The following is a 26,250-nucleotide window of genomic DNA, read 5'->3' as shown; positions in this document are numbered from 1 at the left end:
AGAGCACTATTAAGTGGGAGTATCTAGATGGCACGTATTGCCGGGATAAATATACCAGATCATAAACATGCAGTGATCGCATTGACTGCTATATATGGTATTGGTCGTCAAACTGCAAGTGAAATTTGCGTTGAAGTGGGTATAGCACCTTCGATTAAAATAAAAGAGCTGACTGAAGAGCAGTTGGAAACCATTCGTAATGTGGTTTCGAAGATGACAGTAGAAGGTGATCTGCGTCGTGAGGTTTCTATGAATATCAAGCGTTTGATGGATCTGGGTTGCTATCGCGGAATAAGACATCGTAGAGGATTGCCTTTAAGAGGGCAGAGAACGAGAACGAATGCTCGTACTCGAAAAGGCCCGCGTAAGGCAATTAGAAAATAAGATATTCCTTTAAGAGGTTGAAGTAAATGGCGAGTCAAAATCGTTCTAGAAAACGTATAAAAAAAGAAGTTGCAGACGGCATTGTGCACGTACATGCTTCTTTCAATAACACAATCATAACTATCACAGATAGAAAAGGTAATGCTCTTTCTTGGGCAACGTCAGGCGGGTCTGGTTTTCGTGGATCCAGAAAAAGCACGCCTTTTGCTGCTCAGGTTGCGGCTGAAAAAGCAGGAACAGTTGCTTTAGAGTTCGGCATGAAAAATCTTGATGTCATGATTAAGGGTCCTGGTCCGGGTCGCGAGTCTGCAGTGCGTTCTCTGAATAATTTGGGATTCAAAATAAACAATATTGTTGATGTGACGCCAATTCCGCATAATGGATGTCGTCCGCCAAAAAAACGCCGCGTATAAAAATCTGGAGTAGTTTGTTATGGCAAGATATCTTGGGCCTACATGTAAATTAAGTCGAAGAGAAGGCACAGATCTGTTTTTGAAAAGCAGAGGAAAGTCTTTAGAAAACAAGTGTAAGTTAGATCAGCGCCCTGGGCAGCATGGTACCAAGCGCACAAGAAGTTCTGATTATGCTACTCAGTTGAGAGCTAAGCAACGCCTACGCAGAATATACGGCATCTTAGAAAAACAATTTAGAAATTACTATAAATCAGCAGATTCTAAAAAAGGAGCAACAGGTCAAAACTTGTTGAACCTTTTAGAGTCAAGATTAGATAACGTTGTTTATCGTATGGGCTTTGCTTCTACTCGTGCCGAAGCGCGTCAGTTGGTTAGTCATAAATCTATTCAAGTTAACAATGTTTTAATTAATGTCCCATCTTATCAGGTTTCGCCAGGCGATGTTCTTTCTGTTAGAGAGAAAGCGAAAAAGCAACAAAGAATTGTTGATGCTTTGAGTGTAACTGAACAGTACGGTTTCCCTTCTTGGGTTGATGTTAATTCTAAAGAAATGTCAGGTACTTTTAGCTCGCTGCCAGATCGTGTAGATTTGGGTAGTGATATAAATGAGCAGTTGGTAGTTGAGCTCTACTCTAAATAATCGTAGTTTTGAGGGATATAAATGCAGAATTCTATTTCTGGCTTGCTGAAGCCTCGCTTAGTTGAGGTCGTAAGTAAAACACCTAATCATTCTAGGATTGTTATTGAACCTCTTGAAAGAGGGTTTGGGCACTCTATTGGTAATGCATTGCGCCGGGTGCTGCTGTCTACAATTCCTGGTTGTGCAGTTACAGATGTTGAAATTGAAGGCGTTCTTCATGAATATACCACTATTGAGGGTGTTCAAGAAGATGTGATTGATATTTTGCTTAATCTTAAAAAGTTAGCGGTTGTGCTTCATTCTAAAGATGAGGTTGAGCTTACGCTTTCAAAGCATGGAGCTGGCTGTGTTACTGCTGCTGATATTATAGTCCCACATGACGTGGAGATTATTAATTCTGATTTGGTAATAGCTAATTTGACGCAAGTCGGCGCTTTAAATATGAAGATCAGAGTTCGTCGAGGAAGAGGTTATGAACCAGTAAGTGTTCGTAAGTCAAACTCTGAACATGGTCTAATTGTTGGGGCGCTTCAACTTGATGCTTCTTATAGTCCGGTTATCAAAGTTGCTTATCATGTTGAAAGTACACGTGTTGAGCAACGAACTAATTTAGACAAATTAATAATCGAACTGGAAACAAATGGAACTGTTGATCCGGAAGAAACCATCAAGTTAGCTGCAACTATACTTCATGATCAGTTGTCTGTTTTTGTTGACTTTGAAAAAGTAAATGACCAACAAACAGAGGAAGAAGTTGAAGTTGAGGAGATATTTGATCCTGTTCTTCTTCGTCCTGTAGATGATCTCGAGTTAACAGTGCGTTCTGCTAATTGCTTAAAAGCTGAGAATATTTTTTATATTGGAGATTTAATTCAACGTACTGAAGTTGAGTTATTGAAAACTCCTAATCTTGGCAAAAAATCTTTAACAGAAATAAAAGACATTCTTGCTTTAAAAGGTTTATCTTTAGGAATGCGGTTAGAAAACTGGCCTCCTGAAAACCTTGCAGATCAAACTCACGCAATAACACATTAACATTAGGTCTTCTTACAATGAGACATCGTAAATCCGGTAGAAAATTCAATATAAATAGTAGCCACCGTAAGGCTTTATTTAGTAATATGGTTAGTTCATTATTTAAGCATGAATTAATAAAAACAACTTTACCAAAAGCGAAAGAATTAAGAAGCTACGCTGAACCTTTAATTACACTATCTAAAGAAGATAGCGTAGCTAAAAGACGTATTGCTTTCTCTCGGTTACGTGATCGTGATACGGTAACTAAGCTTTTTAACGAACTTGGTCCACGTTATAAAAATAGAGCTGGTGGCTATTTGCGTATTATGAAATGCGGATTTAGACCTGGCGATGATGCGCCGATGGCTTATGTGGAGTTAGTCGATAGACCTATCGCTAATATAGAAGATTAATTCAAGTTTAAAGCCTGTAAAAAACTATTTGCAGGATATACCCTCAGTCCTTAGAGCTTTATAAATCTTAGTATCGCTTTAAGGACTGAATTATGAAAAGTCCTAGGTACTTTATCATTTCACTCCAATCCCATCTGGTATTTAAAGTAGCTGATATTTCAGGTTTGTTTCTTTAAATCAGCAAATTGATCTTGCCCTAATTTCACGGACACTGGAACTATGATGTGTCAACACTTTTCCGGGCATACGGCTAAGCAGCTTTAAGCTGCAATTCATAGTCAAGCGGTGATAAATAGCCATTTGCAGAATGTAGGCGTTCGCGGTTGTAAAAGACCTCAATATACTCAAACACCGCCTGTCTTGCGTCGGCACGGGTTTGATAGGTTTGATGATGTATCAGCTCGGTTTTCAGGATGTGGAAGAAGCTTTCTGGTACCGCGTTATCCCAACATTTGCCTTTTACGGCTCATGCTCTGCCGGATGCCATACTGGGCTAATAGCGCTCGGTGGCTTTCCGACGCATATTGACTACCTCGGCCACTATGCCACAACAAGTCTTTCCCGTGATTTCGTTTCCAAATGGCCATCAGTAGCGCATCGTTCACCAACTTAGTCCGCATATGCTCCGCCATTGGACCAGCCGACCACTTGCCGGGAATACAGATCAATCACGACCGCTAAATACAACCAGCCTTCCTGGGTAGAGATATAAGTGATGTCGCCGACATAAGCCTGATGGGGCTGGTTCATTGTGAATTGACGACCAGATGATTAGGTGCAATCGGCTGGTCATGCTTGGAGTTCGTCGTGGCCTTGAATTTACGTTTCGTTTTACAAACTAAATCGGCTTCCCGCATCAACCAGCCTATCCGTCACCGACTGGCTGCCCGATTTCGGTTTAATAACGATTTTTTGGAGTCGCCGAGTTCCATAGGTAGCGCGGCTCTTCTTGAACAAGGCTTGGATAATAGTCGTCAATTCAATATCATCCGTTTCAATCGCTGTTTGGGCGCGATGCAACCACGCATAATAAGCACTTCGGGAAACCTGCATAAAGCGACACATCAAATCAGTTGGAAACTCGGTCATATGCTGTTTGATCCAGGCGTACTTCTCGGTAACTGCTCCTGCGTCGCCTAAAGCGCCTACTGTTGGTACTCTACCTCCTGCATCCATGCAGTCACCGGTGCTCCTTGGTAAAGTACGCTGCCGCCTTTTTTAACAGATCGCGCTCCTCTGTCAGTCGGGCATTTTCTTTCTTTAGGCGCTTTAATTCTTCATAAAGATGGTCGTCAGTCCGAACCGTTTTATCGCTCTCTTTGGGGCGGCTATATTTTGCTATCCAAGTATGCAGGGTATTCACATTAATCCCAAGGTCTTTGGCGACTTGGGTGATGGGCTTATCGGATTGATTCGCCAGCTTAACCGCTGAGGCTCTAAATTCGGCTGTATAAGTTTGGGGTTTTTCTCGGTTCATTTGGGACCACACTCTTTTCAGGGTATTTTAAAATGTGTGTCCGGATTAGTGTAACCACATCATAGTCTATGCCTTGGCTATCTATACATTGACACCGCGTCAATCAACTTGGGCAAGGACAAAGGGTACATCTTTGTCGCCATTGATCGAGCCACACGCCATGTCTGTGTAAAATTGCACGACAGCAAGCGGACGGAAACCGCATGACGGCGTGGAGGCGCATTTATATGTGTATATCCTAAACTTAACTTCAACCTCAAATTGCCTGCTCTTGGACGCATACCGCCTTTCGAGGCTATACTTGAGTACTTTACGGTTAATCCTGAGCACTTAATTGCCAGGATTTTATTCAAGTAGCATAAATTGCCTTATGGGTGAGAGACCAACCGGGCACTCTGCAAGTATCAATCATAAACACCTACAAGTACTTAGATTTATTCGGAATCATTTGAATATTTTTGTCGGAATTAGCGAATACAAGTTAATTATAATGCTAACAATGCTGTATATTTGTTAAGCAACCGCGCTAGAATTGTATTAGTGAATGCTAACATTTTTCTCTTCACATTATTTCCAGTGTTACATCTTCTTCGTTAATCTTTCTAGGCTTTTAAAAAATTTATGTCGTGTTTTGTAACTACCGTTTCTATTGCTGTGAGCTATGTCTGAAAATTTTTCGTTTGATCGTGATTATTCGCTGGATTCTCTAAAAATTCCTCCCAACTCCATTCAGGCCGAACAATCGGTTTTGGGCGGATTAATGCTGGATAATCAAACTTGGGATTCCGTGTCGGACAAAGTTTCGGAAGGCGATTTTTATCGGAGAGATCACCGACTGATTTTCAAGACGATTGAACAGCTCGCCGAAAAACAGATTCCATTTGACGTGATCACCATATCGGAAGCCCTGGAATCTATAGGTGAGCTTGAAAACACCGGAGGATTGCCTTACTTAGGCATGCTGGCAAAAGACACGCCCAGTGCAGCGAATATCGTGACCTATGCCAATATCGTCAGAGACCGGTCGGTGCTGCGTCAGTTGATTCATGTCGGCACAGAGATTTCGGATTCCGCGTTCAATACCGAGGGCCGTGAGACTGCCGATTTACTTGAAAACGCCGAACGACAGGTATTTAAAATAGCCGAACAAAGACAACGGGGGCAGGGAGGATTTACTTCGATTAAATCCCTTTTGGCCCGCGCTGTCGATAAAATTGAAACGCTGTTCGAACAGGAAGGCTCTATCACGGGGGCAGCCACAGGATTTACTGATTTTGATGAGCTGACCTCAGGCTTGCAGCCGGCCGATTTAATTATTGTGGCTGGTCGACCTTCCATGGGTAAAACTACTATCGCCATGAACATGGCGGAAAATATTGCGATTAAAGGCGATAAACCGGTTGCGGTATTCAGTATGGAAATGCCGGGAGATGCGTTAGCGATGAGGATGATGTCCTCATTAGGGCGTATCGATCAACATAAAATTCGAACCGGAAAGCTGGAGGATGATGAGTGGCCGCGTTTGACGTCGGCCATCAATTTGTTGGCTGAAACCAAATTATTCATTGACGATACGCCGGCATTAACGCCGACTGAAGTGCGTTCAAGAGCCAGGCGTTTAGTGCGTGAACATGGGCCGCTGGGTTTAATAGTATTGGATTATTTACAGTTGATGCAATCGCCTTCCAGCGGCGATAATCGGGTGCAGCAAATTTCCGATATTTCCAGAGGCTTAAAAGCGCTAGCCAAAGAATTGAATGTCCCTGTAGTTGCCTTGTCCCAGCTTAACCGTAATCTTGAACAGCGCCCCAATAAACGTCCGATGATGTCGGATTTGCGCGAGTCGGGTGCTATCGAGCAGGATGCCGATTTGATCGTGTTCGTGTACCGGGACGAAGTGTATAACGAAGACAGCCCTGATAAAGGTATCGCAGAAGTTATTATCGGCAAGCAGCGTAATGGCCCGCTGGGAACAGTTCGGCTCACCTTTTTGGGACAATATACCCGCTTTGAAAATTTTGCGGGAACCTATACCGGCGGGGATTATGAATGAGCCCGGCTGCGTATGCGGTGCTCGATCTGGATGCTGTTCAGCATAATTTAGCCAAAGTACGAAGTTGTGCGCCGGGCGCGAAAGTGATGGCGCTCGTCAAAGCCAATGGCTATGGACATGGCATGCTGCGTATTGCCGAAGCGTTACATAATACTGATGCCTTTGCAGTGGCCAGGGCTGATGAAGGTATCCGATTGCGCAAAGCGGGGTTAAAAAACAGGATTGCCGTTTTAGAGGGATTTATCTGTGCCGCAGAAGTGAATGATCTGTTGGAGTATCAGCTGGAGCCTGTACTGCATTCTTTCTCCCAGCTTGAAATCCTAGAAGCTCGGAAAGAGCAGGAAGCGCTTACGGTTTGGCTGAAAATTGACACAGGCATGAATCGGTTGGGTTTTAAAGCCAAGGATTTTAGCGCCGTTTATGAGCGTTTGAAACGTTGTGCCATTGTCAGACAACCAGTCAATCTGATGACGCATTTGGCTAACGCCGACGATAAAAATGACGATATGACGCTGAAGCAGATCCTTCAGTTCAATCAAACCGTGGCGGCCTATCCAGGCCAGCGCAGCATCGCCAACTCGGCCGGTATATTGGGCTGGCCGCAATCATTGACTGACTGGGTGCGGCCTGGCGTCATGCTATACGGCATTTCTCCATTTCCAGACAGCACGGGCCAAGAATTAGGGCTTAAGCCGGTCATGAGTCTGCATTCACGGCTGATTGCAGTCAAGCAAATCGAAGCAGGTGAGACAGTCGGCTATGGCGGCCGATGGATGTGCGATAAAAGCACAGCACTGGGCGTCGTTGCGATAGGTTATGGTGATGGTTATCCCCGTTACGCCAATACCGGAACGCCGGTGCTGGTTAACGGCAAGCGTGTACCGCTTATCGGCAGGGTTTCAATGGACATGATTACGGTCGATTTGGCGACTCAACCCGACGCAAAGCCCGGCGATAAAGTAACCTTGTGGGGCGAAGGCTTGCCGGTAGAAGAAATTGCACTAGGGGCGGAGACCATACCTTATGCTCTAGTATGCGGCATTACCCAGCGTGTGCAAATTATTGAAAACTAAAATCAATCTGGACTGATAACTAGCGCCTGACAGCGTGAGATGGCGAAAAAGCTTGGGGAGTGCTAAGAAATGGGCCTGGATGACAAGCGTAGTTGATTTTAGGTGCTAAACTGTTTAAGGAAAACGAAACTGCTATTTAAGCAGTCTGATAAAAAATGCACTCATATTCAAGTTGTTGGAATATATATTCGAGTTAAGGAAGAATAATGTTTGATAACAAGTCTATTTTGATCACGGGTAGAACGGGCTCTTTTGGTAAACAGTGGACTAAAACAATTCTTGAAAACGATAAGCTCAAAAAACTGATTATTTATTTACGTGACGAACTTAAGCAATTTGGAATGAGCCAAAAAGTCCAAGTTTCCTGCATGCCCTATTCTATTGATGATGTTCGTGATCAAGACATTTTACGCAGGATTCTTGCAAATGTAGATATAGCGGCGCAGGCTCAGCTGAGCCAAACGAGCAGCTTATGATTCCTTATGGTCGTCAAACAATTAGCGAGGCCGACATTCAGGCCGTAGCGGATGTGTTGCGTTCGGATTTTTTGACGCAAGGCCCGGCGGTTCCTGGTTTTGAAAACTCAGTGATGAATTATTGCGGCGCGCAATATGCGTTTGCCGTGAATAGCGCCACTTCGGCTTTGCATATCGCCTGCTTAGCGTTGGGCGTAGGCAAGGGCGACAGTGTCTGGACCACTCCTATTACCTTTGTAGCCAGCGCCAATTGTGCGCTGTATTGTGGTGCCAGTGTCGATTTTGTGGACATTGATCCGCATACTTACAACATGAGCGTGGAATGTTTGGCCGATAAATTGGCTCAGGCGGAAAAAAATGGCTGCCTGCCCAAAGTTGTGATCCCGGTGCATTTATGTGGTCAATCCTGCGATATGGAAGCCATTCATCGGCTAAGTAAGCAATACGGTTTCAAAATTATTGAGGATGCCTCGCACGCCATCGGTGGAAAATACCGTGGCGAAATCATCGGCAATGGCCGTTATAGCGATATAACAGTGTTCAGTTTTCATCCGGTAAAAATCATCACCGCTGGCGAAGGCGGCATGGCGCTGACTAACGATGCACAGTTGGCCAAACGTATGAAATTGCTGCGCAGCCATGGCATCAGCAGTGATGCGGCAGATATGGTCCTCCGCCCACCTGAACAACTTTGGTACTACCAGCAGATTGATCTTGGTTTTAACTATCGCATGACTGACATACATGCCGCATTGGGGCTTAGCCAAATGCAACGGCTCGATGAATTCGTCACCCTACGCCATGCGCTTGCTCTGCGATATGATGAAATATTGAGCGATTTGCCGATAGTGATTCCGTGGCAACATCCAGACAATTATTCCTCCTTCCACCTATATATCATTCGCTTAAAACTCGAACACATCGGCAAAACCCACCGGGATGTTTTCGAAGCGCTCAGAGCGCAAGGCATAGGTGTTAATTTGCATTACATACCGGTCTATCTGCAGCCCTATTATCAACAGCTGGGCTTCAAACCGGGCTACTGTCCGGAAGCCGAGCAATATTATGCGGAAATTATCAGCTTGCCGATGTTTCCCGCGTTGACAGCGGATGAACAAGATCAGGTCGTTAACGCTTTGAGGAGGGCGATTAGCGTATGAATATTGCCATTATTCCTGCCAGAGGCGGCAGCAAACGCATCCCCCGCAAGAATATCAAGGATTTCTGTGGAAAGCCTATGATCGCCGGGGCCATTGAGGTTGCGAAGGCGGCGGGATTGTTCGACCATATTGTCGTAACCACCGATGATGCCGAAATTTCAAAGCTGGCAAAGGTGTGGGGGGCGGAGGTTCCCTTTGTCCGTCCGGCAGAACTGGCGGACGATTACACCCCCACCGTTCCCGTCGTTGCGCATGCCATTGGCGCGTGCCAAGCGCTGGGTTGGCAAGTCGATCAAGTCTGCTGTATTTATCCCGCAGTGCCATTTATGCAATGTGGCGATCTGGTTGCCGCATTGCAGATGCTAGAGGAGAAAAATGCGGATTATGTTTTTCCTGTTGCCGCCTATCCTTCTGCGATTCAGCGCGCGCTTCGGCAATTGCCGAGTGGTCTGATGGAACCGTTTGATAGCCAATATGCCTCGACTCGGACCCAAGACCTTGAGCCGGCTTATTACGATGCCGGACAGTTTTATTGGGGGCGTGCGCAGACTTGGCTGGAGGGGAAAAATATTCATCAGCACGGTATAGGTTTGGTGATTCCCAATTGGCGCGTGGCGGACATTGATAACGAAGAGGATTGGCAGCGGGCCGAATTGATGGTTGCGGCGTTTAATGGTGTGAATCGCTCTACCTGAAGACCTTATACGAAACTGATTGCCGGAGATAAAGATGGTTGAAAGATTTAAAACACCGCAGGAGGAATTCTGGGCGGGCGAGTTTGGTGCCGATTACATTGACCGAAACAATAGTTCCCACCTCTTGGCCTCCAAACTGAGTTTTTTCTCGGCGGCGCTTAAACAGGCGGGGCCAGTGACATCCTGTCTTGAATTTGGCGCGAACATCGGGATGAACCTGAAGGCGCTGCAACTGCTTTATCCGGATATTCATCTGCAAGCCGTGGAAATCAACCACGATGCCGCAACGCAAGTTAAAAGCTTGATTGGCGAGAGTAACGTATTTGAAGGTTCCATCTTCGACTATCCTGTAGCCGGGAAAGCAGATCTCGCATTGATCAAAGGCGTGCTGATCCATATCAATCCAGACGGGCTGGATAGTGTTTACGAAAAACTATATCAGGCATCCAACCGGCTGATTTTAATATCCGAGTATTACAATCCGACACCCGTGGCTATTCCGTATCGGGGGCACGCGGATCGTTTGTTCAAAAGGGACTTTGCCGGTGAAATGCTGGATAAATACCCCGACTTGAAGCTCGTGGATTACGGTTTTTGTTATCAACGCGATCCGGCTTTTCCTGGGGACGATGGCACTTGGTTTTTGCTGCAAAAAGCTTAGATAAACATGAAGATTGCCTTCCGTGTCGATGCTTCTATTCACATCGGTACAGGTCACTTCATGCGTTGCCTGACTTTGGCGGATGAATTGGCGCATCGCGGAGCGCTGATTCGTTTCGTCAGCCGTCACCTGCCGGAATACCTGGGAAGCATTGTTGAAGCAAGGGGCTATGAGTTGGCAATGCTCGATAGCGCTGAAAATGATGCTGACTTAGATGAGCTGGCTCATGCGCATTGGCTCGGTTGCAGTCAAGTAGAGGATGCGAGGGATTCGGTTAAAGCCTTGTCAGATAGGGCCTGGGATTGGCTCATCGTTGATCACTATGCCTTGGATTCACGCTGGGAATCCAAGCTTAGGCAAGCCGCCCGGAGAATTCTGGCGATTGACGACATTGCCGATCGCCGGCATGACTGTGACATACTGCTCGACCAAAACAATTATGCGGACATGAGCACTCGATATGTCGGTAAAGTTCCTGATCATTGCCTGCTACTGCTTGGCCTACGCTATGCATTGCTGCGCGAAGAGTTCCGGCAACTCCATGAACAGGTCGGCCCCCGTAAAGGTGCGGTTCAACGCATCCTAATCTTCTTCGGCGGTATGGATGCCGATAACTATACCGGCCGAGCCATCCAGGTGCTGACTGATATTGGCGTTGCGGATATGCAGGTGGACGTGGTAATTGGCGCGCAGCACCCTTGTCGCGAGGCAATTGAGGTTGCTTGTCTTAGCCATCATTTTGCGTGTCATGTGCAAACGAACCGGATGGCGGAGTTGATGGCGGCAGCTGACTTATCGATTGGCGCAGGAGGTGGCGCAACCTGGGAGCGTTGCTGCCTCGGCTTGCCGACAATAGCCATCTGTACGGCCGAAAATCAGCGCAAGCAGATTGTTGATGCCGCATCAGATGGATTAGTGTATGCCCCCGATCTAAAGCATCAGTTTGATCGGGTAATCGGGCGGCATATTAACGCCTTGATTGAAAATAATTGCCTGAGGCAACTGATTTCCCGCAATGCTATGCGGACCGTGGATACTCGGGGGGCATTACGTGTCGTTAGTAGGATGGGTTGCAGCGGGATTGTGATCCGGACTGCAAAAGCGGACGATTCAGAGAGCTTGTTTTCTTGGCGCAATCATCCGGCGATCAGGACGGTTTCACGAAATTCCGATCCCATCAATTGGGAAGAGCACCGCCGCTGGTTTGCTTCGTTGTTGACCGATCCGAATAAAGCGCTGCTCATCGGTCAGCGAGACGGCGTTCCGATTGGCGTTGTGCGCTTTGATATTCAGCATCATCAGGCGGAAGTCTCCATTTATCTCGTACCCGGCATTACAGGTTGCGGACGTGACCTATTGCACAGTGCGGAAATGTGGTTCGCCCAAAATCGCCAAGAAATAAACATACTCCATGCCGATGTGCTTGGGGCTAACGAGCGTTCACATCAACTGTTTCTATCCGCTGGATATGAGGTTGAGTCCACTTCGTATTTTAAGAAACTTAAATAATATGAATAATGTATTCAAGATTGCCGGGAGATCAATCGGACGAGGCCATGCTCCCTTTATCATCGCCGAGATGTCGGGCAACCATAACCAGTCGCTTGAGCGCGCCCTTGAGATCGTGGACTCCGCCGCCAGAACCGGTGCGCATGCACTGAAAATTCAGACTTACACCCCGGATACGATGACGCTGGATCTGAACGAGCGCGAGTTCCATATTAGCGACCCTAAGAGTCTGTGGGCGGGAGCGTCTTTATACCAGCTTTACGGAGAAGCCTACACACCATGGGAATGGCACAAACCCATTTTCGATAGGGCGCGTGAGCGGGGCATTATCGCTTTCAGCACGCCGTTCGACGGCACGGCAGTGGATTTTCTCGAAAGCCTGGGTGCGCCTTGCTACAAAATTGCGTCTTTCGAAAATACCGATTTGCCGTTAATCCGCCGCGTGGCGGCTACCGGAAAGCCGCTGATCATTTCAACCGGCATGGCGACGGTCGCCGAGCTCGATGAAACCGTGCGCGCGGCACGAGGCGCAGGTTGCAAGGACTTGGTCCTGCTCAAATGCACCAGCACTTACCCGGCCACGCCCGAAAACACCAATATTCTGACCATCCCCCATATGCGTGAGCTGTTCGGCTGCGAAGTGGGGCTTTCCGATCACACGATGGGAATAGGCGTATCGGTGGTCAGTGTGGCGTTGGGGGCGACTGTCATTGAAAAGCACTTTACTCTCAATCGTGCCGAGGGTGGCGTGGACAGTACTTTTTCAATGGAACCCGATGAAATGGCGCAGCTAGTGATTGAAACCGAACGTGCCCGGCAGGCGTTGGGGCATGTGAGCTACGGCCCGACTGAGGCCGAACAGAAGTCTCTCCAGTTCCGCCGCTCACTTTATATTGTGCAAGACCTGAAGGCCGGCGATGTGTTGACGCGCGACAATGTGCGCGCAATCCGGCCGGGTTTGGGATTACCGACAAAATATCAGGAACAGCTGCTGGGCAAGTCCTTGAAGCACGATGTAAAGAAGGGAACGGCATTGGGATGGGAGCTGATCAAATGAACGCGGCAAGCACTGATTTAGCGCCTTTGCAGGTTCTGATTGTGGGTTGTGGCAACATTGCCGGCGGTTTTGATCAGGGCCGCCAAGCGGGATATTTGCCATATACCCATGCAGGCGCATATAGCCGTGATGAGCGATTCAGGTTGGCGGCCTGTGTCGAGCCGGACGACAATCGGCGTAGCGAATTCATGGCCGCTTGGGGCGTGCCCGTCGGTTTCCGCTCCATTCAAGAGGCCTTGGGAGCCTGCAATCAATTTGATGTGATTAGCATCTGCTCGCCAACGGATTGTCATGCCCATGATCTGGAAATTGCTTCGCGATTGAGTCCCAAGCTGATTTTCTGCGAAAAACCGCTGACAGCATCGGTCGCAGAAACTAAAAGGCTGGTCGCAGAATGCGCGCAATTGAATATTCCGCTGGCGGTAAACTACACGCGCCGTTGGGATGCTGAGGTTATAAAACTTCAAGCCGATATGCAGTCAGGCCGATGGGGAGCGTTGCGCTCAGTCGTTGGCTATTATAATAAGGGCATAGCGAACAACGGCTCCCATATGCTGGATCTTCTGCACTTGCTTATCGGTCCTATGGATATTGTCAAGGCTGGCAAGCCCATCAATGATTTTTTTGCCGATGACCCGACGCTACCGGTCTGGCTGGAGGGACCTCAAGGCATACCGGTGCTGCTTGCTTGCGGCCATGCCGAGGACTATGCCATCTTTGAGCTGCAATTGGTTTTTTCGCAAGGCACATTGACGATTGAAGAGGGCGGACTGTTCTGGCGCGAGCGCCGCGCCCAGGATAGCGAAACCTTCAAAGGTTATCGCACGCTTGACGCGGGCGTTCGCCGAGCGGGGCAATATTCAGGTGCTATGCTCAATGCTGTCGATAATATTTACCGTGCTATCACAGATGGCGATCCGCTGGCGAGCACAGGGGAATCGGCGCTTGCCGCGCAATGTGTTTGCGAGCAAATTAAGCAGGACGCCAGGCAAGATGCACAAGAACTATAACAAATAACAACGATCAATATGAGCAATCCGAAACTCGCGCTGTTGGGTGGCCCCAAAACCATCCAATCGACTTTTAAACGCTACAACCCCATCGGTTCAGAGGAAGTTGAAGCCGCTAAACAGGTGATTGAAAGCGGCGTGCTCTCCCAATTTATGGGCGCATGGCATGAGGATTTTTACGGCGGTCCCAAGGTAAGGGAATTTGAACGTCAGTGCGCCGAGTATTTTGGAGTAAAGCACGCTGTCACGGTAAATTCCTGGACCTCGGGCCTTATCGCTGCGGTAGGCGCGATTGGTATAGAACCGGGCGACGAAGTCATTGTGACGCCTTGGACCATGAGTGCAACTGCAACAGCCATATTGCACTGGAATGCAATCCCGGTGTTTGCAGATATTGATCCCGAGACTTTTAATCTGGACCCCAAGTCAGTCGAGGCAAACATCACGCTTTACACCAAGGCAATTATCGTGGCCGACATATTCGGTCAATCGGCCGATATGGATGCGTTGATGGCAATCGCGGCCAAACACGGGCTCAAGGTCATCTCCGATACCGCGCAAGCGCCCGGCGCTCTTTACAAGGGCAAATACGCCGGCACTCTCGCCGATGTGGGCGGGTACAGTCTTAATTATCATAAGCATATCCACACCGGCGAGGGCGGGATACTGGTCACCGATAATGACGAGATCGCCGAGAGATTGCAGCTGATTCGCAACCATGCAGAAGTCGTCGTGGGTGACAAAGGCGTGACCAACCTTTCAAATATGATCGGCCATAACTTCCGGCTGGGAGAGATTGAATGTGCGATCGGGATTGAGCAGCTCAAAAAGCTCAACCGGTTTGTCCAGTCCCGGCAAGTATTGGCTAATCGGCTGACGGAAGGATTGGCTGAATTGCGAGGTCTTCGTACACCGGTGGTGAAACCGGGCTGCACTCATGTTTATTACGTCTACCCGATGGTGTTGGATATTGAGAAATTGGGCGTTAGCCGGGAGCGCATTCATGCCGCCCTGCAGGCCGAAGGCGTTGCAGTGAGTCAACACTACCAGAATATTCACCTATTACCGCTATATCAGCGCAAAATAGCCTACGGTTCCATGGGGTTTCCGTGGACATCGAGCCTTTGCCGACGGGAGGTCGATTACAGCAAGGGCATCTGCCCGGTGGCGGAACAGCTCAACGATTCAACTTATCTGGGTTTCGGCATGTGCGTATTTGATCTCACCGAGGATGACGTCGATTTGATTGTCACGGCTTTCCAGAAGGTGTGGAAAAGCCTCGAGCTATTAAAGTAGGAAAGTTTATGAGTCATTCCGGAATCGTCGCCATCGTTTCGCATGATGCGGGTGGGGCGGAAATACTCGCCAGCTATGTCGCGCAGAACAATATTTGTTGTAAATTGGTGCTAGAGGGGCCGGCAGTCAATGTTTTCAAGCGCGGGTTTGAGACTGTTGAGATATGTACGCTGGAAGAGGCTATATCAGCTTGCGATTGGTGCCTATGTGGAACTGGTTGGCAATCGGATTTAGAGTGGCGCGCGATAGAACAAGCGCATAATGCGCAAAAGCATGTCGTCGCCTTTTTGGATCACTGGGTCAATTATCGGCAGCGTTTTGAGCGTAATGGAGTTCAACATCTTCCTAGCGAGCTATGGGTGGGCGATGGTGATGCGGAAAGGCTGGCTCGAGAACATTTTCCGGGTATTCCCATTCAGCTTGTTCCTAATCCGTATTTTCTTGAACTCAAGCAAAAAATTGCTGATCTTGAGGCAAGCAAAGGTTCGCAAAAGGGAGGAGGAAAAAAAGTTTTGTTTGTTTGCGACAATATTTCAGATCACGCCCGTCTGCGGTATGGCGATGAGCGTTATTGGGGGTACACCGAATTTGATGCAATCGAATACTTTTTGAAAAATATACAAGTGCTCGGCGATCTTGTTGATAGAGTCGTGATCCGCCCGCATCCTTCCGATATTTCGGGTAAGTATGATTGGATTTTGGATGAATACGCCGGCATTGTTAAATTGAGCGGCGGCAAGCCGTTGATCGAGGAAATTGTAGAGTCTGATGTGGTTGTTGGTTGCGAAAGTATGGCTTTAGTCAATGGGATATTGGCGCACAAGAAGGTGATTAGCTGTATCCCGCCCAGTGGGCCAATTTGTCGGCTTCCGCAAACGGATATTCTGCACCTCAGAGAGCTTGTGAAGAAGTAACTGCTTCAGGCCATTATTTATGACAGAAAACGATAATATAAACGCACGGCAAATTGAGAAATATAACGCTGCCGCAGGAAAGCATGGTATTAGCAGCAAATCGGTTCTATGGGACGATCCTCAGACGCAATATCTCAGGTTTTATGAAATTGCCAAACATCTGGATTTGAATAGTAGCAAGAAAGCGCTGCTCGATCTGGGCTGCGGCAATGGAGAGTTTTACAAGTTCTTAAATTTTCTTGGATTCAGAGGGAGCTATACCGGCTATGACATCAATGAGATGCTGCTTGCCCAGGCGCGAAAGCGATTCCGGAATATTAGCGTCGAAAATGTAGACATTATGGGTGAAGACTTTGATCAACGTTTTGATTACGTGGTTCTGAGCGGCCTCTTTAACGTCAATGTCGGCCAGACTCAGGATTGGGTGCATGCATTTTTAAAAAAGATGTATGCATTGTCTGGCGAAGTCATGGTTTTTAACATGATTTCAACTCATGTCAGCTATCGAGATGATCACATGTTTTACATGAACCCCGCCGAGATGCTGTCATTTTGCATAGAAAATCTCTCCAGGCGTACGACCTTGGTTCATCATAATTTACCCTATAACTATACCGTTGCTGTTTTCAAGGATGAATTATGGGATTCCATCAGGGAGACTGTTTCATAAATGAGTGTTTGGGAAATTAATTTTAAAGAGAGTAAGCAAGCATGGGATGCTTTTGTATTGACATCTCCGCAACGGAGTATATTCGTTTACACTAAGTTTCTGGATTCTCTGAATGCCGATTATGACTTAGTGACTTGTTACGAGAAAGGCCAAATTGTTGCGGGTGCGGTGCTGATATATTCAGAGGCTGGCGAACCCATAGCTAGGCCCTATCCCTTTACCCAATTCCAGGGAGTTTTGCTGACTGGTAGCGCAGGCCAGTCGGCGCACTCTCAAATTACCCATGAGTTTAAGGTTGTCGAATATTTCATAAGCCAGTTAACCGAACATTACAAGAAATGCTGCCTGTGTCAGACATGGCGATTAAGCGATCTCCGCCCGTTTCTGTGGCATAATTATCACGAGCCGGATAAAGGGCTATTTAAATTAGATTTGCGCTATACGGGTGTTCTGGATTTAGAGAAATACGATAATTTTGATGCTTATCTGTCATCGATAAGATCGTGCAGAAGACAGGAGTTTAAAAAAGCATCTCAGATGCTGAAGCTTGACTTTAGTAGCGATGAAGGCATGCTTGATTCTCTTCATGCCATGACTTTTGAACGTCAAAGTATAGAAAGAGGCAATCAGGATTCAGTGTTGGTTAGGTCCATTTGTAAGCATGCCATTGCAGGTAGTTATGGAAAAATGAGCGTCGCGTTGCTGGATGAGAGGCCGGTATCCGCCGTTTTATTCCTCTACGACGATAGAACCGCTTATTATTTGTTTGGTGCGAATGATCCTGTTTACAGGAACACTGGTGCAGGCAGTTTTTTGCTGTTACAGATGATAAAAGGTGCGTTTGAGCAGGGAATGAAGGAGATCGATTTTGTGGGGGTAAATTCGCCTAGCCGTGGTGATTACAAAATCAGTCTTAACGCTGAATTAAAAAATTATTTCATAACTTCTTTTGCGAGTGCATAGTGGATAAATGGCGATAATGCTTGCCGATGAACAATGCTTAAAATGATCAGGAAATTTCGCAAAAAATAATTAAAGGAATTTATTAATACGCCGATAACTATTACGAGTTTAAAAAAGCAGTTTTAACAAACTGCATTTATTGGGTATTTTAAGAGGATAAGATCATGGCATTGGTAATTAACACAAATATAGGGTCCATTAATAGTCAGCGTCAGTTGACCTCGACTAGTAATAACCTGACTACGTCCATGGAGCGTTTATCATCCGGTTTGCGGGTTAACTCCGCCAAAGACGATGCGGCCGGGTTGGCGATCAGTAACAAGATGACCTCACAGATCCGCGGCATGACCGTGGCGGTCCGCAATGCCAACGACGGCATTTCCATGGCGCAAACCGCCGAATCGGCGATGGGCACCATGACCGAAACCATGCAGCGGATGCGCGACCTGGCCGTGCAATCGGCTAACGATGCCGCAATAACGTCAGCAGATAGGGAAAAAATCCAGACCGAATTCAAACAGTTGAATGATGAGTTGACCCGGATTATTTCCAACACCGAATTCAACGGCAAGAAAATCATCAATGGCTCGTTGTCCGGCGGCGCGGCTATTCAGGTAGGCGCCAATACCGATGCGGATAACCATATCTCGATCGATATTGCCAATCTGTCCGTGACCATATCCGGCGTTACTGGAGCGAGCATAGGAAGCAACGCGACTGCGACCGGTGCTTCGGCAGCGATTGATGCCTTAGATACGGCTATTAAAGCCATTGATACCGCCAGAGCGAGTTTGGGCGCGATCCAAAACCGGTTTACCACCACCATCAGCAACTTGCAGTCTTCTATCGAGAACCAAGCGGCAGCCCGCTCACGGATCACCGATACTGACTTTGCGGCGGAAACAGCCAGCTTGAGCCGCAACCAGATCTTGCAGCAAGCCGGTACCGCGATGTTGGCGCAAGCCAATCAGTCAGGACAATCAGTGCTTAGTTTGCTCAGGTAGGCTTCATGGTAATAATCGGGGAGGCTTTGGCCTCCCTTTTTGAACACATAGAAATTAGGTTGGTGTCATGAACAGTGAAATTACTAATGTATCTAAGCTTGTTCCTGTGACAGCCCTGAGAAATAAGCAAAATGACCGGGAAGTTGTTTCAGACAATGCTAATGTGAAGAGTGCCGCCGTAGCCGTGTCTGATGAAGGAATAAAAACGCAGGCTGCCGCATCAAAAGCCGATGCTCAAGAAACTTCTCTGGAGTTAGTGAAAACGGCTGCGACAAAGGGCAACTCAATACTGCAGGAGATCAATCGTAACTTGGAGTTTCAGGTTGATGATTCGACTCAAAAGGTTGTGGTCAAGATTGTCGATAGCAAAAGCGGCGATGTAGTGCGGCAAATACCTACCGAGGAAATGCTGGCATTCATTAAAAGAATGCAGGAGATGGACGGTGATCAGGGTACCCTGCTTCAGGACAGGGTTTAGCGGTTTGAATAACTAAAGGTAGGAGAGAGTTATGGCTATTTCATCGGCGTTAGGCATTGGCAGTGGTATGGATATCAATGGCATTGTTAGCCAGTTGGTTGCCGCGGAAGGTCAGCCTCAATTTAATGCTATTGCCCGGCAGGAAACCGCCACAAAAGCCATAGTGAGTGGTCTGGGTAGTCTAAAAAGTGCATTATCAACTTTTCAGACAGCCGTGCAAAAACTTAATGACATAAATCTGTTCAAAACTACCAAGGCGGTATCCGGCAATGAATCCGTTGTAAAAGTCACAACTGGTTCGGGTTCGATAGCAGGCTCGCATGTGATGCAAGTAACTCAATTAGCCAAGGCGCAGAGCTCCATTGCTGCGACTGAATTTGCTGGAGCTACCGAGGTGGTCGGCTCGGGTACAATGACATTTTCAGTGGGGGCTAAAACACCATTTTCGGTAACAATTGATGCAAGCAACAACACTCTGGCAGGTATCCGAGACACCATCAATAGTGCGGCAGATAATAATGGTGTGACTGCGAGTATTATCAACGTTAATAATGCAACCAATACCGGCACCATATCAAAACTGGTATTGACGTCCAAAGATACCGGCCTGGCCAATGGGTTTTCTGTGGCGGTTACTGGTGACGCAGGTTTAAGCCGATTGGATACGTCGGTGCCGGCAAACTTTACCGGTGTGGCAGCAGCGGATGCTAAAATTTTAATAGATGGGCAGGCCGCCACACGCAGTAGCAATATTATTACTGATGTGTTGCAGGGCGTGACGCTGAATTTGCAATCGACAGCAGCGTTAAACACGGATGTAAATGTGGACATTCAATTAGACAATGCGGCAATCAAAGAAACTATTTCAGGTTTTGTGACGGCGTATAACACCTTGAATAGCACGACCGCTAGCCTTGGCAAGTTTGCAGGTACGTCGGGCGGCAGCAACGGCGCATTATTAGGTGATTCGACTCTGCGAACCATTAGGAATGACTTACGGCAACTGGCCAGCAGCCCAGTCACTTCAGCAAGCAATAGTTATAATACCCTGAAAACCATTGGCATCGATATAGATAAAGACGGCGTAATGACGTTGGATAGCGCCAAGCTTGATAAAGCCTTAGCGGCCAATCTGTCATCGGTAAGCGATGTGTTTTCATCAACTGATGGGGTGGCTACCCGGTTAAAAGCGAAGGTGACGCAATACTTGCAAACCGGAGGGGCTCTGGATTCCCGACAAACTTCGCTGAGTAAGCAGTTAAAAGCGCTCAGCGACAAACGCAGTACTGTTCAACTACATTTAGATAACGTGCAAAAAAGTTTGCTGAAGCAGTTTATCGCGATGGATACGGCAGTGGGCCGGTTTCAATCAACGGGCTCTTTTTTGAGCAGCTATGTAGCACAATTAAACGGGTGAGGTAAAAGATGATATCTGCAGCGTATAGAAATAATGCGAATAAATATGCGGCCGTACATGCCGAGTCTGTGATAGATGGTGCATCGCCGCATAAGTTGATACAGATGCTGATGAGCGGCTTTTTGATGCGAGTCAATGCTGCAAAAGGCGGTATTGAGCGAGGCGATTTTCAAGATAAGAGTGTGCAGATTTCCAAGGCTGCTGCTATTGTCGGTGGCTTAATAGATGGTGTGGATATTGAAAAAGGCGGCGATATTGCAGCTAACTTAATGAGCTTGTATGAGTACATCAACACCCAGCTGTTTAAAGCCAGCGCCGAAAATAGCATTGAAATACTTGATGAAGTTCAGGCTTTGATGAAGGAAATTAAGCAAGCTTGGGATTCCATGCCTGAAATGTATCAGTAGCGGTTAATATTAATGAACGCTGTCCCTGAATTAGTGCAACAGCTTGAGGGCTTTGTTGAGCTCATTGCTTCCGCTGTTGAATCTAAGGATTGGGAAGACTTGAATGAGCTGCTGGCTAATCGGCAGGAGGTACTGGAGCGGCTGCGTGCGTCATCTCCGTCACCGCTCGAACGCCAAGCAATTGGAGATATGATTGCTTCGATGCAGGCCACAGACAGTCAGTTCGTGGCATTGGTGCAAAGCCAAAAAGAACTACTACAGAAGCAAGCTGCTTCGCTTGCACATGACAGAAAAGCCATTCAGGCGTATCAAACCGAGTAATCCGCTATTGAAGGAGGAAGTCAATCTGACTGATTCCTCACCAGTGTTCCAGCTTTCGAAACAACGCATTAAGCAGATCAAAAAACGTCACCAGAAATCTTGGACTGCATCCATTTATTAAATGTATCGGTAGGCAAAGTATTCCACGATAGGTATTTGTAGAAAGCTTTCTTTACATGTTCATTTTGTAAGAGGGTTTCTGCTTTTGCGAATATTGTGTACCCTTTTTCCACATCGCCAAGTTTGATGTCAATATATCCCATCATGATGGCTGCAATTACATGGAAATCATATTGCTGGAATATTCTTCCATACTTAATGCGTGCTTTTTCAAGCCCCTCTCTGTTGCTTGAAAGGCATGTATTTTCCAGAAAATTGACTCGGATATTCGCATCATATTGTGTATCTTTCAGCCACTGCGCAGTGAAATTATCGGTTTCCATATTCACGTCCATGTACTTCATGCGCAGAATGTCTTCCGGAGCATGAACCAGGAAACCTTTTTCGAGCGCAAGCTCGTAATACTGCGTCCCGGGAAATGGCGTGGCAATTGAAAAAACGCATCCTTCAGCAGAAAGTGAAGCGGCAAAATCAATGGTCATATGGATTTCTTCTTTCGTCTCACCGGGGTTGCCAATCACAAAATAGCATTGAATCGGCAAATCGATCTTGCGACAGTGTTCCGCCATTTTTTTTGCATGATCAAGGTCGACGCGCTTGTTCATGATCTCCTTTAAAACTCGAGGGGAGCCGGATTCTATGGCAAAGATCGCTTCGATGCAGCCACTGGCCTTGCATAAATCAAGGAACTCTTCATCAAGGCTGTTTACATGGAAAGCGTTGGTATCAAACCATGATATGTTCAGTTGCCGATCGATCATGCCTCGGAGCAAAGTTTTTGCGTGCTTTCTGTTGCCATTGAATAATTCGTCCCGGATATATAGCAAATCCAGTTGATATTCTTTTTTTAAATAGGAAATTTCATTCAGAATGGAGTCCGTGTTTCGTAGCCGAAGTCCTCTTCCTGAATACAATTTGGATGAGCAGTAATTGCACGAAAAGGGACAGCTTCTGCTGGTCAGAATGGGGAATTCGCTACGCCCTAATATTTGACGGTATTTGGCAGTGTTCAGTAAGTCAAAGGCAGGCAAGGGAATCTCTTCCAAATCCATAACCCGGGAAAGCGTGTTATTGATGACGATTTTGTCACGATCGCGGTAGGCTATGCCGGAAATTTGGGCGAAGTCTCTTAAGTTGTTTTCCTCTTCCAAAACCTTTAGTACTGTCGATTCTGCTTCTCCGATAAACAATACATCCAAGCTCTGTATTTGTTCCATGACCATTTGCGGAAAAATGGTCGCATAGCCTCCCAGATAGATTCTTATTTCCGGGTAATGTGTTTTGACCGAATCAGCAAGTTCTTGAACAAAATTGTGCTGAAACGAAAACAGGGCAGAAAAGCCGACAATCAAAGGATTGTAATCTTCAATCGAATCCAGAAGGGTTTTACGGGTAATTTCCAACACGTGGGATTTGTCGTGATCAAGCGAATGCGCATATATTTCGAAGAGATCGAGATATAGATCCAATATTTGCACATCATATTGCCCGTGATGGCGAATGGTTGATGCGATATAGGCCGGGCCAAGCGGTACTGCTAATCCTGAAACGGCAGTGGCACGCATGTCGTCGCTGGAGTTAAGTTCCACCTCGGGTACCCGAACCAGCAGGATTCTGGGTTTTGCGTGATTCGATTGATGATTATTCATTGACTACAATCCTTGGGTATTTAATTGAATAATGTGGCGCATGCTTGCGGATGTCTCGCCAAAAAATGTAACTCTTCAGCGATTGGGAAATAACACGCCAATGGCATTGAATTGACTGATTGATTGGCACAGATAGAGGAATTTTAATAAGACTATATTAATCGCCAGTTTTGTTAGTGCATGTTGAGCTTCAGATGTAAGCACTTCCGCATAACAGTTTCATAGTCTTTCATCGAGATATTGCTGTTAACAGATTAAGAAGTTCTATTCTCTATTAAGAAGGCCAACGGACTGTTTTTTCTGGCTTTGAAAATCCGTTTAAACTCATCCAATCAATTCATCCATGTTCTATCACTAAAATTAGCTAAATAATGGCTTCAAGCCGCTTATGAAGTAGATGATTCTGAGGTTGATGTGCCTATTAATTTGTAACGGACTGATTTAGCTGCTGCTGTTTTATCTGTGCAAGCCTATTTTTTAAGCCGATTGCCGATTCCAGGTCTGGAGCGACTTGTAAAAGATGCTCCAGCATCAACTCTGCCGCTTCATAAACCTTGATGTCGATATAGAGGGCAGTCAATTTTAGTTTATTTAAGATATCTTCCGGGAAAAAATTGATGTAGGCATTATAGCTGTCAATGGCCAGTATGAAATCGCCGAGAATTCTAGCCAATTCTGCCTTATAGGGTAGGTAAGTAGGCGATATCTGGCTAAGGCAATCCATCGCCAAGAGGGCATTTTTCTGGTTATGCTGTTCAAGGCTGATCGAGGTAATCCTGAGCAGCGCTTCTTCAAGTAGCGGTGATTGATCCAGGTTGATGATGCTGTCGTAATGGGCCAGGGCGGTTTCTACGTCATTTTCCAGTTCAGCAAGATAGGCATCTATCAGCAATAGATAAGGTTCTTTGTTTTCGTGATTGGGATCGTTGATAAAACCGGTTTTCAGGTCTTTCAAATCATCGATTTTTTTGTGCTTAAATAATAAGCTTATTTTGCTTTTTAAAATTGGCAGCGTGGAGTGTTTGGCCGTGTTGGCCTTGAAAGCTGTCTCCTGATTGATCAGCACTTGGTTGAACTGATCTTGCATGGCTTGTAATGCCATGACAGTTTGTTCCGAATAATGGGTGGAGGGATGCTTTTTTAACCATATTGCAGCTCTTCGATAGCTTTTGTCTTGCTTCCACTGCTCAAGAAGAAAATCAACGTCGGGCGTTTCTTTCAGCTCTTGCTGCCTGGTTTTAGTGCGGGTTATCGCAGCATTGATCAGGTTCGATAGGGTTGTCGCACCCGATTGGTAGGCCTGGTAATAGATGTTGCCCAGCTTTTTTGCTTTTTCCGCATTGCAATCATCGGAGTCATGCGGTGAGGTCATTTTTATAAAATGCCGTACACCAATCTTTTTTACCAATTTGCTGTAGTGTCGATGTTTTCTTTTGAGCAGTTTTTCAATGTCGTCTAACTCTCGTTTTTCCTTGTAATTTTCAATCCTGCCTTCGGAGTTATACATGCGTTGATTTATGTCCAACGCTTTTTTTGCTAATTTGGTAATGGCTTTCATTTGAAAGTCAGCTTTTTCCAGTTCATCAATCACTGCCTGATAATGCTTGTTCAATGCAGCATTGGTTAACTGAGGTATGCGCTGTATTATGCCGGTTATGTCGTCTTCTTGAATATCAGAGAGAGTAATTTCTGCAGGTGGAATATGGGCGATATGTGCGACTTTGGCGGCATAAGGAGCAAGATTGATGATTTCGCAATGATCGGCGGTAATCATTTTTGCCTGTTGCTCTAACGTTGACAGAAGCATGGCAAAGCCATGGCTTGTGGGTCTGAATTCGCCGCTATAGGTTTCAACCTGTAAAGGAATCAAGTCGTATTTTGGGCCTGCCAATTGTTCGTCGCTACCTTTGGCATGAGTAATGCCGTCTTTGGTATAGCACACATCAAAGCCGGCCAATAATATTTTGCTAAAACCGAAATAGTGCGCTATTGACAATGCGGCGTTGGTTACCGTTGGGCCGACGCCGCCCATATTGTGAATATTGAGGTCCGATTGCCACGGCAATCTTGGTCCCATATATAGGCTTCGGCCGTGCCATTGGTTAAGCAAGGTCGCTTGAACATGATAGCCATTTATAAAAATGGTTTTGTCGCTAAATAAAAACATCTCTCTGCTTACATCTATGTTTTCTTCTTGTGGGTCGACTGAAAATACAAAATCCGGCTCAATCCCGGCGGCAATAAGTTGCCGGGATATACGTGAGACCGAAAAAACTACCAGTTTGTGCCGATTTTCCAGTAGCCACGGGAACACTGTTGTTAATGAGGGACCTCCGGCAAGGATGATGACGGCTTTGCCTTGATACGCATCGGCTAGCAATGTGACCGGCAAAATATTTTCGGCAATATTCTCCAGTTGGCGAACAATAAAACTTTCGCAGCCGATGGCTGTAAAGTAACGAAAGTTCAAGATATTTATGGATTCTCTCAGTTGCCAGTTTAGCTCGGCATAGTCGTCAAGAACGACCTGCTGCGCACAAATGGCGTTGAATGACTTAATGCCGCCAATATAAGAGTATTCTTTTATTTTGAATGCGTTGGCATGCTCTTCCCACTGCGAGGCCGTGGTGCAAACAATTTCCGGCGGGAGGTCGTCAAGTAACTGGTTTTGATGTAATTGTTCCAGAATTGGATCGGGCTCAATAAAAAGGAAGCGTGAGCCAATAGGAATGCCCCGCTGTTGAACATATTTAGGCAACAGACCGGAATCTGTTCCGATGATAATGTTAAGGACGTCTTCCTTGAACAGCGATATGCTGAATTCAGCATCGAATATTGCTTGCGCACTAACCCTGTCAAAACTACCGCGACTAATGTTATACAGGTATCTGTCACCGAAGGCATTGGTTTTTAAGGCGCCTGCAGCGGATGCTTGAGTGAAATTAGCTGTGGTCATGGGGGTTTTGTGTCGGG

The 26,250-nt window shown here is 46.5% G+C and carries 29 protein-coding genes and 1 pseudogene; 23 read left to right on the top strand and 7 right to left on the bottom strand.

Annotation, left to right across the window (positions count from 1 at the left end; genetic code table 11):
* The first annotated feature begins 27 nt into the window (after nucleotides 1–27).
* Genes rpsM through rplQ form a run of 5 tightly spaced genes read left to right on the top strand, consistent with a single transcriptional unit; the run spans nucleotide 28 to nucleotide 2,867 of the window.
* On the top strand, nucleotides 28–384 hold the full coding sequence (gene rpsM, locus M0R47_RS11745; RefSeq protein WP_292554825.1) for a 30S ribosomal protein S13: 357 nt from the start codon (nucleotides 28–30) through the stop codon (nucleotides 382–384).
* A 26-nt stretch (nucleotides 385–410) separates the two neighbouring features.
* A complete protein-coding gene (gene rpsK, locus M0R47_RS11740; protein ID WP_127028018.1) occupies nucleotides 411–797 on the top strand; it encodes a 30S ribosomal protein S11 in 387 nt (128 codons plus the stop codon).
* A gap of 19 nt (nucleotides 798–816) precedes the next feature.
* Entirely contained in the window at nucleotides 817–1,437 is a 621-nt protein-coding gene (gene rpsD / locus M0R47_RS11735) for a 30S ribosomal protein S4 (RefSeq protein WP_292554818.1), read from the top strand.
* Between the two features lie 21 nt (nucleotides 1,438–1,458).
* Nucleotides 1,459–2,472, top strand: coding sequence for a DNA-directed RNA polymerase subunit alpha (gene rpoA, locus M0R47_RS11730; RefSeq protein WP_292554816.1), 1,014 nt, complete (start codon nucleotides 1,459–1,461; stop codon nucleotides 2,470–2,472).
* A gap of 17 nt (nucleotides 2,473–2,489) precedes the next feature.
* Nucleotides 2,490–2,867 (top strand): 50S ribosomal protein L17, encoded by a 378-nt coding sequence (rplQ, locus tag M0R47_RS11725; RefSeq protein WP_292554813.1) that lies wholly within the window; start codon nucleotides 2,490–2,492, stop codon nucleotides 2,865–2,867.
* Between the two features lie 250 nt (nucleotides 2,868–3,117).
* Here the strand turns inward: rplQ and M0R47_RS21935 are convergent.
* The 5 genes and pseudogenes from M0R47_RS21935 to M0R47_RS11710 form a co-directional block, all read right to left on the bottom strand.
* Nucleotides 3,118–3,312: pseudogene (locus M0R47_RS21935) on the bottom strand (IS3 family transposase); the annotation flags it as partial.
* Complete coding sequence (locus M0R47_RS21930) at nucleotides 3,308–3,454, bottom strand: DDE-type integrase/transposase/recombinase (RefSeq protein ID WP_366513204.1); 147 nt, start codon at nucleotides 3,452–3,454, stop codon at nucleotides 3,308–3,310. The pseudogene M0R47_RS21935 and the gene M0R47_RS21930, both read right to left, overlap by 5 nt.
* Nucleotides 3,455–3,476: 22 nt before the next feature.
* Nucleotides 3,477–3,617, bottom strand: coding sequence for a DDE-type integrase/transposase/recombinase (locus M0R47_RS11720; protein WP_292554811.1), 141 nt, complete (start codon nucleotides 3,615–3,617; stop codon nucleotides 3,477–3,479).
* Nucleotides 3,618–3,698: 81 nt separating this feature from the next.
* A complete protein-coding gene (locus M0R47_RS11715) occupies nucleotides 3,699–4,043 on the bottom strand; it encodes a hypothetical protein (RefSeq protein WP_292554809.1) in 345 nt (114 codons plus the stop codon).
* 4 nt (nucleotides 4,044–4,047) lie between these two features.
* Entirely contained in the window at nucleotides 4,048–4,344 is a 297-nt protein-coding gene (locus M0R47_RS11710) for a transposase (protein ID WP_292554806.1), read from the bottom strand.
* Between the two features lie 661 nt (nucleotides 4,345–5,005).
* Between M0R47_RS11710 and dnaB the strand changes: the two genes are divergently transcribed.
* From dnaB to M0R47_RS11620, 18 genes are all read left to right on the top strand, one after another.
* Nucleotides 5,006–6,397, top strand: a complete 1,392-nt coding sequence (gene dnaB / locus M0R47_RS11705; RefSeq protein ID WP_292554803.1) for a replicative DNA helicase — start codon at nucleotides 5,006–5,008, stop codon at nucleotides 6,395–6,397.
* Nucleotides 6,394–7,470: an alanine racemase gene (gene alr / locus M0R47_RS11700; RefSeq protein ID WP_292554801.1), complete on the top strand. Its 1,077-nt coding sequence runs from the start codon at nucleotides 6,394–6,396 to the stop codon at nucleotides 7,468–7,470. The genes dnaB and alr overlap by 4 nt, the downstream gene beginning before the upstream one ends.
* Nucleotides 7,471–7,676: 206 nt before the next feature.
* The gene (locus M0R47_RS11695) at nucleotides 7,677–7,946 is read left to right on the top strand and encodes a polysaccharide biosynthesis protein (protein ID WP_292554798.1); all 270 of its coding nucleotides are present in this window, start codon (nucleotides 7,677–7,679) and stop codon (nucleotides 7,944–7,946) included.
* The gene (pseC, locus tag M0R47_RS11690) at nucleotides 7,943–9,106 is read left to right on the top strand and encodes a UDP-4-amino-4,6-dideoxy-N-acetyl-beta-L-altrosamine transaminase (protein WP_292554797.1); all 1,164 of its coding nucleotides are present in this window, start codon (nucleotides 7,943–7,945) and stop codon (nucleotides 9,104–9,106) included. Before M0R47_RS11695 ends, pseC begins: the two co-directional genes overlap by 4 nt.
* Entirely contained in the window at nucleotides 9,103–9,801 is a 699-nt protein-coding gene (gene pseF, locus M0R47_RS11685; protein WP_292554795.1) for a pseudaminic acid cytidylyltransferase, read from the top strand. The genes pseC and pseF overlap by 4 nt, the downstream gene beginning before the upstream one ends.
* 34 nt (nucleotides 9,802–9,835) lie before the next feature.
* On the top strand, nucleotides 9,836–10,462 hold the full coding sequence (locus M0R47_RS11680) for a pseudaminic acid biosynthesis-associated methylase (RefSeq protein ID WP_292554792.1): 627 nt from the start codon (nucleotides 9,836–9,838) through the stop codon (nucleotides 10,460–10,462).
* A 6-nt stretch (nucleotides 10,463–10,468) separates the two neighbouring features.
* Nucleotides 10,469–11,971: a UDP-2,4-diacetamido-2,4,6-trideoxy-beta-L-altropyranose hydrolase gene (pseG, locus tag M0R47_RS11675; RefSeq protein ID WP_292554790.1), complete on the top strand. Its 1,503-nt coding sequence runs from the start codon at nucleotides 10,469–10,471 to the stop codon at nucleotides 11,969–11,971.
* Between the two features lies 1 nt (nucleotide 11,972).
* Nucleotides 11,973–13,028, top strand: coding sequence for a pseudaminic acid synthase (pseI, locus tag M0R47_RS11670; protein WP_292554787.1), 1,056 nt, complete (start codon nucleotides 11,973–11,975; stop codon nucleotides 13,026–13,028).
* Nucleotides 13,025–14,038 carry a Gfo/Idh/MocA family oxidoreductase gene (locus tag M0R47_RS11665; protein WP_292554784.1) on the top strand — a complete coding sequence of 338 codons (1,014 nt, stop codon included), beginning with the start codon at nucleotides 13,025–13,027 and terminating at the stop codon, nucleotides 14,036–14,038. Before pseI ends, M0R47_RS11665 begins: the two co-directional genes overlap by 4 nt.
* 18 nt (nucleotides 14,039–14,056) lie before the next feature.
* On the top strand, nucleotides 14,057–15,334 hold the full coding sequence (locus M0R47_RS11660; protein ID WP_292554781.1) for a DegT/DnrJ/EryC1/StrS family aminotransferase: 1,278 nt from the start codon (nucleotides 14,057–14,059) through the stop codon (nucleotides 15,332–15,334).
* 8 nt (nucleotides 15,335–15,342) lie between these two features.
* Complete coding sequence (locus M0R47_RS11655) at nucleotides 15,343–16,248, top strand: hypothetical protein (protein ID WP_292554778.1); 906 nt, start codon at nucleotides 15,343–15,345, stop codon at nucleotides 16,246–16,248.
* Between the two features lie 19 nt (nucleotides 16,249–16,267).
* Entirely contained in the window at nucleotides 16,268–16,918 is a 651-nt protein-coding gene (locus M0R47_RS11650; protein WP_292554775.1) for a class I SAM-dependent methyltransferase, read from the top strand.
* Nucleotides 16,919–17,881, top strand: a complete 963-nt coding sequence (locus tag M0R47_RS11645; protein WP_292554773.1) for a GNAT family N-acetyltransferase — start codon at nucleotides 16,919–16,921, stop codon at nucleotides 17,879–17,881. It abuts the gene before it with no gap.
* Between the two features lie 164 nt (nucleotides 17,882–18,045).
* Nucleotides 18,046–18,885 carry a flagellin gene (locus tag M0R47_RS11640; protein ID WP_292554771.1) on the top strand — a complete coding sequence of 280 codons (840 nt, stop codon included), beginning with the start codon at nucleotides 18,046–18,048 and terminating at the stop codon, nucleotides 18,883–18,885.
* A 67-nt stretch (nucleotides 18,886–18,952) separates the two neighbouring features.
* Nucleotides 18,953–19,363: a flagellar protein FlaG gene (locus M0R47_RS11635; protein ID WP_292554768.1), complete on the top strand. Its 411-nt coding sequence runs from the start codon at nucleotides 18,953–18,955 to the stop codon at nucleotides 19,361–19,363.
* A 31-nt stretch (nucleotides 19,364–19,394) separates the two neighbouring features.
* A complete protein-coding gene (fliD, locus tag M0R47_RS11630) occupies nucleotides 19,395–20,780 on the top strand; it encodes a flagellar filament capping protein FliD (protein ID WP_292554765.1) in 1,386 nt (461 codons plus the stop codon).
* A gap of 8 nt (nucleotides 20,781–20,788) precedes the next feature.
* Nucleotides 20,789–21,187: a flagellar export chaperone FliS gene (fliS, locus tag M0R47_RS11625; protein WP_292554762.1), complete on the top strand. Its 399-nt coding sequence runs from the start codon at nucleotides 20,789–20,791 to the stop codon at nucleotides 21,185–21,187.
* 12 nt (nucleotides 21,188–21,199) lie between these two features.
* Complete coding sequence (locus M0R47_RS11620; protein WP_292554760.1) at nucleotides 21,200–21,508, top strand: flagellar protein FliT; 309 nt, start codon at nucleotides 21,200–21,202, stop codon at nucleotides 21,506–21,508.
* 77 nt (nucleotides 21,509–21,585) lie between these two features.
* On the opposite strand, the gene M0R47_RS11615 is transcribed toward M0R47_RS11620, so the two are convergent.
* Both M0R47_RS11615 and M0R47_RS11610 read right to left on the bottom strand, forming a co-directional pair.
* The gene (locus M0R47_RS11615) at nucleotides 21,586–23,277 is read right to left on the bottom strand and encodes a radical SAM protein (protein ID WP_292554757.1); all 1,692 of its coding nucleotides are present in this window, start codon (nucleotides 23,275–23,277) and stop codon (nucleotides 21,586–21,588) included.
* Between the two features lie 421 nt (nucleotides 23,278–23,698).
* Complete coding sequence (locus tag M0R47_RS11610; RefSeq protein WP_292554754.1) at nucleotides 23,699–26,233, bottom strand: 6-hydroxymethylpterin diphosphokinase MptE-like protein; 2,535 nt, start codon at nucleotides 26,231–26,233, stop codon at nucleotides 23,699–23,701.
* Nucleotides 26,234–26,250: the final 17 nt, after the last annotated feature.

Origin of the sequence: Methylobacter sp., assembly GCF_023227905.1 — a bacterium.
Classification (GTDB): Bacteria; Pseudomonadota; Gammaproteobacteria; order Methylococcales; family Methylomonadaceae; genus Methylobacter_A.
This window is presented reverse-complemented; position numbering and strand designations above follow the sequence as displayed.